7 protein-coding genes are annotated in these 9,807 nt (G+C 64.8%); 3 read left to right on the top strand and 4 right to left on the bottom strand.

The genetic code is table 11. From position 1 onward, the window contains the following. The first annotated feature begins 128 nt into the window (after positions 1–128). The 3 genes from guaB to guaA all read left to right on the top strand — a co-directional run bounded on the left by guaB (position 129) and on the right by guaA (position 4,549). Positions 129–1,601 (top strand): IMP dehydrogenase, encoded by a 1,473-nt coding sequence (gene guaB / locus FUT87_RS11130; protein WP_091732127.1) that lies wholly within the window; start codon positions 129–131, stop codon positions 1,599–1,601. A 79-nt stretch (positions 1,602–1,680) separates the two neighbouring features. After that, positions 1,681–2,892 carry an MFS transporter gene (locus FUT87_RS11125; RefSeq protein WP_147241055.1) on the top strand — a complete coding sequence of 404 codons (1,212 nt, stop codon included), beginning with the start codon at positions 1,681–1,683 and terminating at the stop codon, positions 2,890–2,892. A 52-nt stretch (positions 2,893–2,944) separates the two neighbouring features. After that, on the top strand, positions 2,945–4,549 hold the full coding sequence (gene guaA, locus FUT87_RS11120) for a glutamine-hydrolyzing GMP synthase (protein WP_091732129.1): 1,605 nt from the start codon (positions 2,945–2,947) through the stop codon (positions 4,547–4,549). A gap of 397 nt (positions 4,550–4,946) precedes the next feature. On the opposite strand, the gene FUT87_RS11115 is transcribed toward guaA, so the two are convergent. The 4 genes from FUT87_RS11115 to FUT87_RS11100 all read right to left on the bottom strand — a co-directional run. Further along, positions 4,947–7,208: a hypothetical protein gene (locus FUT87_RS11115; RefSeq protein ID WP_147240094.1), complete on the bottom strand. Its 2,262-nt coding sequence runs from the start codon at positions 7,206–7,208 to the stop codon at positions 4,947–4,949. Then, positions 7,205–8,437 carry a hypothetical protein gene (locus FUT87_RS11110; protein WP_147240095.1) on the bottom strand — a complete coding sequence of 411 codons (1,233 nt, stop codon included), beginning with the start codon at positions 8,435–8,437 and terminating at the stop codon, positions 7,205–7,207. The genes FUT87_RS11115 and FUT87_RS11110 overlap by 4 nt, the downstream gene beginning before the upstream one ends. Positions 8,438–9,062: 625 nt before the next feature. Continuing rightward, on the bottom strand, positions 9,063–9,566 hold the full coding sequence (locus FUT87_RS11105) for a type II toxin-antitoxin system VapC family toxin (RefSeq protein WP_147240100.1): 504 nt from the start codon (positions 9,564–9,566) through the stop codon (positions 9,063–9,065). Then, a partial coding sequence (locus tag FUT87_RS11100; protein ID WP_222617113.1) for an AbrB/MazE/SpoVT family DNA-binding domain-containing protein occupies positions 9,553–9,807 on the bottom strand: 255 nt, incomplete at its 5' end. The genes FUT87_RS11100 and FUT87_RS11105, both read right to left, overlap by 14 nt.

The following is a 9,807-nucleotide window of genomic DNA, read 5'->3' as shown; positions in this document are numbered from 1 at the left end:
GTCAGCGCCATCAGCGCCAGCGCGCACATCACGCCCAGCGGGCGTCGCGGGAGTCGGGGATTCATCATGGGCGTGGAGTGTACTGCCGGGCTTCTCTATAATGCGCCTTTGCGTCTGGAGCTTCCCTCATGCGCCTACTCGGAAAAGCGCTCACCTTCGACGATGTGTTGCTGGTGCCGGCGTTCTCCCAGGTGTTGCCGCGCGACACCAGTCTGGCCACGCAGTTCACGCGTGGCATCCGCCTGAATCTTCCCCTCGTGTCCGCCGCGATGGACACCGTGACCGAAGCGCGACTGGCGATCGCCATCGCCCAGGAAGGCGGCATCGGCATCGTCCACAAGAACCTGACCCCGCAGCAGCAGGCGGCCGAAGTGGCCCGCGTCAAGCGCTACGAGTCCGGCGTGCTCCGCGACCCCATCACGATCACCCCCCAGACCACCGTCCGCCAGGTCAAGCAGCTCAGCGAGCAGCACGGCATCTCCGGTTTCCCGGTGCTGGAGGGCAAGAAGGTCGTCGGCATCGTCACCGGCCGCGACCTGCGCTTCGAGACCCGCATGGACGCCCCGGTCAGCGAGATCATGACCCCGGCCGAACGCCTGATCACCGTCCGGGAGGGCGCCTCGCTCAACGACGGCAAGGCGCTGATGCACAAGCACAAGCTGGAGCGGGTGCTGGTCATCAACGACAGCTTCGAGCTGCGCGGCCTGATGACCGTCAAGGACATCACCAAGCAGACCAACTTCCCCAATGCCGCCCGTGACGACCACGGCAAGCTGCGCGTCGGTGCCGCCGTCGGCGTGGGCGAGGGCACCGAGGAGCGCGTCGAGCTTCTGGTGAAGGCCGGCGTCGACGCGATCGTCGTCGATACCGCGCACGGCCACAGCAGCGGCGTGATCGAGCGCGTGCGCTGGGTCAAGAAGAACTACCCGCAGGTGCAGGTCATCGGCGGCAACATCGCCACCGGCGCCGCGGCGCTGGCGCTGGTGGAAGCCGGCGCGGATGCGGTCAAGGTCGGCATCGGCCCGGGCTCGATCTGCACCACCCGCATCGTGGCGGGCGTCGGCGTGCCGCAGATCGCGGCGATCGACTTCGTCGCCACGGCGCTCAAGGGCACCGGCGTGCCGCTGATCGCGGACGGCGGCATCCGCTACTCGGGCGACATCGCCAAGGCCATCGCCGCCGGCGCCAGCACGGTGATGATGGGCGGCATGTTCGCCGGCACCGAGGAAGCCCCGGGCGAAGTGATCCTGTACCAGGGCCGCAGCTACAAGAGCTACCGCGGCATGGGCTCGATCGGCGCGATGAAGGCCGGCTCGGCGGACCGCTACTTCCAGGAAAACGACGAGACGACCAACCCGAACGCGGACAAGCTGGTGCCGGAAGGCATCGAAGGCCGCGTCCCGTACAAGGGGTCGATGGTCGCGATCGTGCACCAGATGGGCGGCGGGCTGCGGGCCTCGATGGGCTACTGCGGCTGCGCCAGCATCGCGGACATGCACGAGAAGGCCGAGTTCGTCGAGATCACCTCGGCGGGCATCCGTGAGAGCCACGTCCACGACGTGCAGATCACCAAGGAAGCGCCCAACTACCGTCTGGAGTGACGCCCTTGTCCGACCCGGCGCAGCGCGACGCCCCGACGCCGTCGCGGCCTCGACCACGCATGGCGGCCGCAAGGCCGCCATGTCGTTCATCCTGATCGCGGTGCTGATCGACATGGTGTCGATCGGCCTGATCATCCCGGTGCTGCCGCCGCTGGTCGGAACCTTCACCCAGAACGAGACCCAGCACGCGCTCGCCCAACTGGCGGTGGCCTTCGCCTTCGGTCTCGCGAATTTCTTCGGTTCGCCCATCCTGGGCGGGCTCTCCGACCGCTTCGGCCGTCGCAAGGTGATGCTGGTCGGCTTCAGCGGGCTGGCGCTGAGCTTCTTCGTCACGGCCATGGCGCAGGCGCTGTGGATGCTGGTCGTGGTGCGGCTGTTCTCCGGCGCGATGCAGGCCAATGCGGCCGTCGCCAACGCCTATGTCGCCGACATCACCCCGCCCGCCGATCGCGCCAAGCGCTTCGGGATGCTGGGCGCGGCCTTCGGCATGGGTTTCATCCTGGGGCCGGTGATGGGCGGCCTGCTCGGCGCGATCGACCTGCACCTGCCGTTCTACGTCGCGGGCACGCTGGCGCTGATGAACTGGCTGTATGGCTTCTTCGTGCTGCCGGAATCGCTGGCGCCGGAGCACCGCCGGCCCTTCGACTGGCGCAAGGCCAACCCGTTCGCCGCGCTCGGCCGGCTGCGCAAGCTGCACGGGGTCGGGCCGCTGATCTACGTCATCGCCTGCTCGGGCCTGGCGCAACTGGTGATCCAGACCAGCTGGGTGCTCTACAACCAGCACAAATTCGGCTGGGGCCCGAAGGAGAACGGCCTGTCGCTGTTCGTTGTCGGCCTGGTGGCGGTGCTGGTGCAGGGCGTGCTGCTGCAGCCGCTGCTGAGATGGTTGGGGCCGCGCCGGCTGGTGCTGATCGGCCTGATGACCTCGATCGCGACCAACCTGATCTGGGGCCTCTCGACCGAGGCCTGGATGATGGTGGCCGCAATCTTCCTGAACGTCTGCGGCGTGGCTGCCGGTCCGGCGATGCAGGGGGTGATCTCCAATGCCGCCGACGCGCGCACGCAGGGCGAGACCATGGGCGCGGTGGCCGCGATCAACAGCCTGATGGCGGTGATCTCGCCGATCGCCGGCCTGGGCCTGATGGCGCTGGTGGCCGAGCTGCCCAAGACCGACTGGCGCATCGGCGCCCCGTTCTACCTGTGCGCGCTGCTGCAGCTGGCCTCACTGGCCTTCGCCTGGCGCCACTTCAACACCGAGCCGCCGGCGCAGGCCGCCGCCGCCAAGGCATGAGCGCCGCCGCTCCGTCCGCAATCGAATTCCCAAGCATCGCTAGAAGCTGACCATGCACGACAAAGTCCTCATCCTCGACTTCGGCTCCCAGGTGACCCAGCTGATCGCGCGCCGCGTGCGCGAAGCCCACGTCTACTGCGAGATCCATCCCAACGACGTCAGCGACGATTTCATCCGCTCGTTCGCGCCCAAGGCGATCATCCTGTCGGGCAGCCATGCGTCGACCTACGAGGACCACGAACTGCGCGCGCCGCAGGCGGTGTGGGACCTGGGCGTGCCGGTGCTGGGCATCTGCTACGGCATGCAGACGATGGCGGTGCAGCTCGGCGGCAAGGTCGAGTGGAGCGACCACCGCGAGTTCGGCTACGCCGAGGTCCGCGCGCATGGCCACACCAAGCTGCTGGCCGGCGTCCAGGACTTCTCGACGCCCGAGGGCCACGGGATGCTGAAGGTCTGGATGAGCCACGGCGACAAGGTCACCGCGCTGCCGCCGGGATTCGTGCTGATGGCCTCGACGCCGAGCTGCCCGATCGCCGGCATGGCGAACGAGGAGAAGGGCTACTACGCGTTCCAGTTCCACCCGGAAGTGACGCACACGGTGCAGGGCGCCGCGATGATCACGCGCTTCGTGCGCGACATCGGCGGCTGCCGCGGCGACTGGATCATGGGTGACTACATCGAGGAAGCCGTCCAGAAGATCCGCGAGCAGGTGGGTGACGAGGAAGTCATCCTGGGCCTGTCCGGCGGCGTGGACTCGTCGGTGGCGGCGGCGCTGATCCACCGCGCGATCGGCGACCAACTGACCTGCGTGTTCGTCGATCACGGCCTGCTGCGCCTGAACGAAGGCGACATGGTCATGGACATGTTCGCGGGCAAGCTGCACGCGAAGGTCATCCGTGTCGACGCAAGCGAGCTATTCCTCGGCCAACTGGCCGGCGTGACCGACCCGGAGCGCAAGCGCAAGATCATCGGCGGCCTGTTCGTCGACGTGTTCAAGGCCGAGGCGGAGAAGCTCAAGGCCAGCGGTGGCGGCCACAAGGGCGCGACCTTCCTGGCGCAGGGCACGATCTATCCGGACGTGGTGGAGAGCGGCGGCACCAAGACCAAGAAGGCCACGACGATCAAGAGCCACCACAACGTGGGCGGCCTGCCGGAGCAACTGGGCCTGAAGCTGCTGGAGCCGCTGCGGGAGCTGTTCAAGGATGAGGTTCGTGAGCTGGGCGTGGCGCTGGGCCTGCCGCCGGAGATGGTCTATCGCCATCCGTTCCCGGGTCCGGGCCTGGGCGTGCGGATCCTGGGTGAGGTGAAGAAGGAATACGCGGACCTGCTGCGCCGCGCCGATGCGATCTTCATCGAGGAGCTGCGCAACACCCGCGACGAGGCGACGGGCAAGACCTGGTACGAGTTGACCAGCCAGGCCTTCACGGTGTTCCTGCCGGTGAAGAGCGTGGGCGTGATGGGTGACGGCCGGACCTACGACTACGTCGTCGCGCTGCGTGCGGTGCAGACCAGCGACTTCATGACGGCGGACTGGGCGGAGCTTCCCTACAGCCTGCTCAAGCGCTGCTCGGGCCGGATCATCAACGAGGTGCGCGGCATCAACCGCGTGACCTACGACGTGTCGAGCAAGCCGCCGGCGACGATCGAGTGGGAATGAGCCCAGATCGCGCCACGACGTTTCAGGACGTGCGCGATCGGCGAAATTTCCTAGTCCCGTCAAGGGCATATTGCTTCAGAGCGTGTCACGACGTCCCAGGGCTGCCCATCAAATTTGACGGCGTTCGCGACGGTTGATTCGTTGCTAGTGTTTATCGGCCGGTTGCATACCGTCAGATGGTCTGACGGTAGATGAGCCTGAGACCTTCAGGCGAGCTGGCCGCCGAAGCAGGGGCGGACGCCCCGACAGCGGGTCCGGGGGCCTGATACGTTATCGAGCGGCCCTGAGTACAACGCAAGTCCAGGCTGGCCAATGCACGCAACATCCGCGAGCGTAAGGCTTGACCCCGTTTAAGCGAACCCCAGTCTGCTGCATCCCGCGCTCGCCACTGACGGTCTCAATGGGGGATTGCATCGGCCAGCAACTCCAGGTGAGCAGGCAGCCCTGCCTTCTTGGCGTCGCTGCGAAACCCCATGCGGTCTGCATCGCGCAGTTTCAATCGCCCCGTAGCCATCGCAAGAAGCATCTCCGGCAGCGCGTCGCCACCCCCCGCCGCCCATGCAACGAGCTCGGCTCGCAAGATGGCGGCCATGGCGGCGCTGTGTGCCTCGTCCACCTCATACATTAACTCGCTCGGCCGAGCCGCGCGCAGCAAGCAGGCGCGAAGCACGGCGTCGTTGAACGTCGCGAAAGCCTTCGGGTCCAGCAGCACATGGCCGTACACCGACTGCACGAGTTCAACGGGTTCTCCAACCTTGGGCTTCGCATGAAGTTCGCGACCCATGACCCGGCAGGCCGCGAAAAGGTTGGACACGATGCCGAAGACGTCAGCTTGTGTAATGTTCCCGGTGCCGCCAGAAGTGTCCAGGAAGACAAAGTCAGGCTGTAGCTTCAACGGACCCGTTTGACCTACAAGAAAGAGTTCGTCCTGCGCGATGACCTGGTCGGACAGCATCTGGCGACGACGATCTAACTCTGGTAGCTCGACAAGGCCATCAAGTCGGCCCAAGAGCGCCAGCTCATCCACCCAGGCATTTGTCGAGCCATTGGTGCCGGGCAACGCCAGCCGGCGAGCTTCCTTGAAGGTGAACGTCTCCGGTCCACGCTCGCCGAATCCAAGGAACGTCCTGAGGTCCTGATACTGATGGGGCGTAGCCGCCACCGTGAGCGCTGAGAGATAGGCCACGTTCCCCTTCTTCACCAGCGACCGCAGCGTGGCGTTGGCTTGCCGCGCGCGGTTGTGATTCGCCAGGCAGCCGAAGACCACCAGTACGCCGTCACCCTCTTTCAGCTCCTTCTGCGATGCCAGATCCGACCAGTCGATGATGCGGGCTCCGCTGACGAGCTCGGTGATACCGGCCTCCTTGAGCAATTCGCTCAGCAGCTTCTCGCTCAGATCGATGCGAACAATCAGGGCCAGCGGATGCGGGCAATAGCGACGCAGCAAGCGGATGAACTCTTCGCGGATGGCTGGGCATTGAAGCAACCGCTCCTCATTGATAGCAATCGAGGACGGTAAGGTGGGGTCGGGCCTGGTCACCACGCCCATCGCATGCGTGACGCTCAGCTCTGTCAGCGTTTGCCTAGCGTCCTCGGTCTGCGTTGTCCGTAGGAAGGTGAACGATCGATGCTGACGCTGCTGAAGCAGGAACTGATCACCTTCGAGCTCCGCCAGCAATTGCTCCGACTTGCACAGCTTGCAAGTGTCGGCCGGGTAGTTCTCGACGGGCTGATAGCCAAAGCCGCGATCACCGCTGATGGTGAGGTCGCATAGCACCTGCTCAGGGCGTTTGGCATTGGGTCCGTCCCCCAGGAAGTACAGGGTCACGACCGAGCGTTTGTGCGCCCCTTGGGCGATGAGCCCGCTTGCCAAGGAGCCTGAGGTCGAAGCGGAAATGAGCAGGACGTCGCTCGTGGATAGGCGCCCAATCTGCCGCTGACCACCATAGGAGCCGAACGATCGCGCAGGAACGGGCAGGCTCCACAGCCCATGGGCCTGGGCCACTCGCATCAACGACAGCGCCACGGACAGAAGCGGTGCCGTGTCCACGAGGATGCGCTTGGGGTGCCGCAGGTCCAGCGTCTCCAAGGCGAATAGCGCTAGCAACCCGCATGCCGCGGTCGAAGTCAGCGTGTTGGCGGTGCGAAGGAACTTGGTCGAGTGCTTCGCCGAGCTCTTGCGGAAATGCACGCCCGGCGGCGCGACAACCAAGCCCTCATGGCTGTCAAAGAGATCGAACAGCCATCCGTCACGCAGCTGCGGATCGAGCGTGGCCGGCGGGGCAAAGACAGTCTTGCCGGTGCCCGGGTCGCACGACATCCGCGTGGCTGTGACGTGCGGCGTCTCCGTGGCGCTGCCTTGCGTCAAGTCCAGCAAGTAAACATGGCCGCTCTTGGCGGCCATGTAGGAGGTGGCTCGCATCAACGCGGCACCCGACTCCATCGCTTTCCGGCAGGCCTCGGAACTCAGGAATGGCGCAGCAATGAAGATGTTGGCCGTGCCCGCGCGCTGCTCGAAGACCTGCTTAATATCTCCGCTGACCATCAGGTCATCGAAGGCTTCGTCGTCGTAGACCAGCAAGCATGCCTCGCCGTCGTACTGGCCATCGCGAAAACGCGTGCGCAGCCACAAGCCGCGAGTGGTATCTGAGCGCTTCATGCGAGGGGAACCACCACGCGGACCACGGTACCGCGAACCATGTCGCGCGGCGCAGGACGCGTCGACAGCCTGTGATCGACATCCAGCAAGGTCGCGCGCGGCATGCCGGGCCGCGTGGGCGAATCCTGCGGTTCAAGCTGAGCGCGAAGCTCGCCTTCCAGGAAGCTGCGGAACCCATGCACCCGGCCGGTCCGCACTTCGAGCAGCCCCCGCATTTCCTTTAGTGCTCGAAGCACTTCATAAAGTCCCATGCCGCGGTGCCCTGGGCGAGGGTCCGGGATGGCCTTGTCCGAGTGCCGACCCATGCACTTGAGCACGATGGCGTACTCGACGTCGGGCGACACCGCTGGCCCCAAGGCATGTGCCCGGATCGTGTCTACCTGTCGATCACCGACTTCAACAGGTGCCCCGCGCGCTTGACCGCGCAGCAGCTGTCGGCGATACGAGTCGTAGTAACCGATCCCCGAGTCGAAAATAGTGAACTCAAGACACGGGATGGGTGCGGAACTGCCGGCGCCATGCTCGGGATGTCGTCGTGTTTCGAAGATCCGCTTGACGAGCAGTCCGCGCAGTGAGTTCGGGGACAGGGCCTTGCCCTCAGCATCCGTCTTGGCGTGATCATCCGTGTTCTCCAAGAGCTCGCGAAGGATCACGGAAAGCGCCATCCGAAGTTTGGACAGCCGCTGCGCGCTGAAACCTGCGCTCTGCTGAGCGAGTACCAGATCATCCACAAGGGACTCGAAGTCCGCCTCCGGTCTCAGTCGCCGGGTGGGGGCGTCGTACAGATCATGCGGCAGGCTCGGTCGAGGAGCATCCACGCACACCAAGGCTTGGCAGTCCGTAAACAGGTCGGTCACCAAGCGGTAAGACAGAATCTTGTTTCGCGTGCTTGTGAGGTTCTCCGAAGTGGCAGCCTCGTCCATCCCCTCGAAGACATGAGTCGCGTTGGTCAGGCAAAGGACCACGGCGGCCAGGGGATGGACGGACGGCGTCGCGATGACCTGGTTGGCGACGGCGCTCGCCCAGATGAACCGCAAAGAGGCTGCAGCATGCGCGAGCGTGATCAAACGCTGGATTGCCAAGCCTTCCGCACCAGCGTGGCCGAATCGCTCGCGATCTAGACATGCGTCCGAAACGGCGATGACAATGTCGCGCCCGATCTCGGGCAGCGTGATCGCGCTGGCGAGGTCGATGAGCGACAAACTCAGTGGCGGTTGCGTGGGGGCCATCGCCGGATCCTAATGGAACATTGAAGGGGCCTTTCGCACGACGGGCACCGAAGCGCGTAGAGGAGAGTTGAGGGGGCGCAACACCACTCGGACGCCACCGCTCGGACGCCACCGTGAGCCAGTCGCTCGTGGTGTTGGGCAAGTGGACTCATGGTGGAGGTCTGCGTGACCAGCATCTGGCTCCAACATTTGGACCCGAACCCGGACCGTGGCCCAGTTTGTGTATGCGCAGGGTGAATCCGGACAAACGGCAGGAAGGGGGCCGGGGTGCGGGCTCCAGGCTGAAGATGGGTCACAGTTCATCGACGATGAGGCGGATGAAAACTGATGCGCAAGTCGCGCCGTTTGAGCTGTTGTCTGGCTCTATGGGGTGCTCTTGATCAGCGACGCAAACAGGAGTGGGAATGGAGCACTGCGTCAAAGGGCGCTGCTTCGTTGATCGGCCCGTCCCGTGCTTCAAATTCGACGGTAAACGAGACAGCATCTCCAGTTTTCAGGCACAGGTTGGCCCTGGCGTACAGAGAAGCGCGATATCCAATTGACGTTTGAGTGGGAATGAGCGCTCGACGCTGATGCACAAGGGCCCTTCGGGGCCCTTGTTCGCTATTGCCGCGTCGTTGCCGTGCTATTGCGCCGTTGGCGCCAACTGCTTCGCCGTTGGCCAGCGATCCCATCGTCCGGTCGGCTCGGACGCTGAAGTGGCACTGCCTGCTGCACTTCCCTTGGCGAACAGCCTGACCAGCGGAAGGCCCCTGAAGTGCGCATCGCAGGTGAGAACTTCCGCGCCAAGCCGCAGCGCAGTGGCGTAGATGACCGCATCCGCAGTGGCGAGCTTGTGTTGCACGTTGGCCTGCGCCGCGAGCGCTGCGGTTTCGGAATCGAGCAGCTCGACTTGGCAGTCCTCCAGCGACTGTTCCAGCCGCTCCCGTTCTGCTTCGGTCAGTTCGCGCAGGGCCCATTTGGAGAGCTCCAACTGCACGATTGTCGGAACGATGCAATGGGCCTTGGCCGGGAGCGCAGCGGCAATTCGCTGCCCCAGGGCGGTCTGGGAGAAGCACTCGATCCAGACCGATGTATCGACCACGATCGGACTGCATGGGCCCTCGGGTTGGGCGCTAGTAGCGGTCATTGCGATCACGGTATCCCTCCGTGTTGGCGCCTTTGGCAATCCCGAAGAGTTCCTGCGGCGTTACGTGAGGGCAAATGAAGATGCCGTTGCCTCGGCGGATGAACATCAGCTTCTGCCCCGACTTCCATTTCAAGGAGTCTCGAAGCTCTTTGGGCAGCTCGATGCGGTGGCGAGGAGAAAGTTCTCCGGTGGGTGCGGGCATGTGTCCTCCATGGCGATCAGTGAAGCGGGAAGCCGCCGA

The organism is Mitsuaria sp. TWR114, assembly GCF_007997345.1.
The sequence above is the reverse complement of the archived record's forward strand: the minus strand, read 5'-3'. Positions and strand labels throughout refer to the sequence as shown.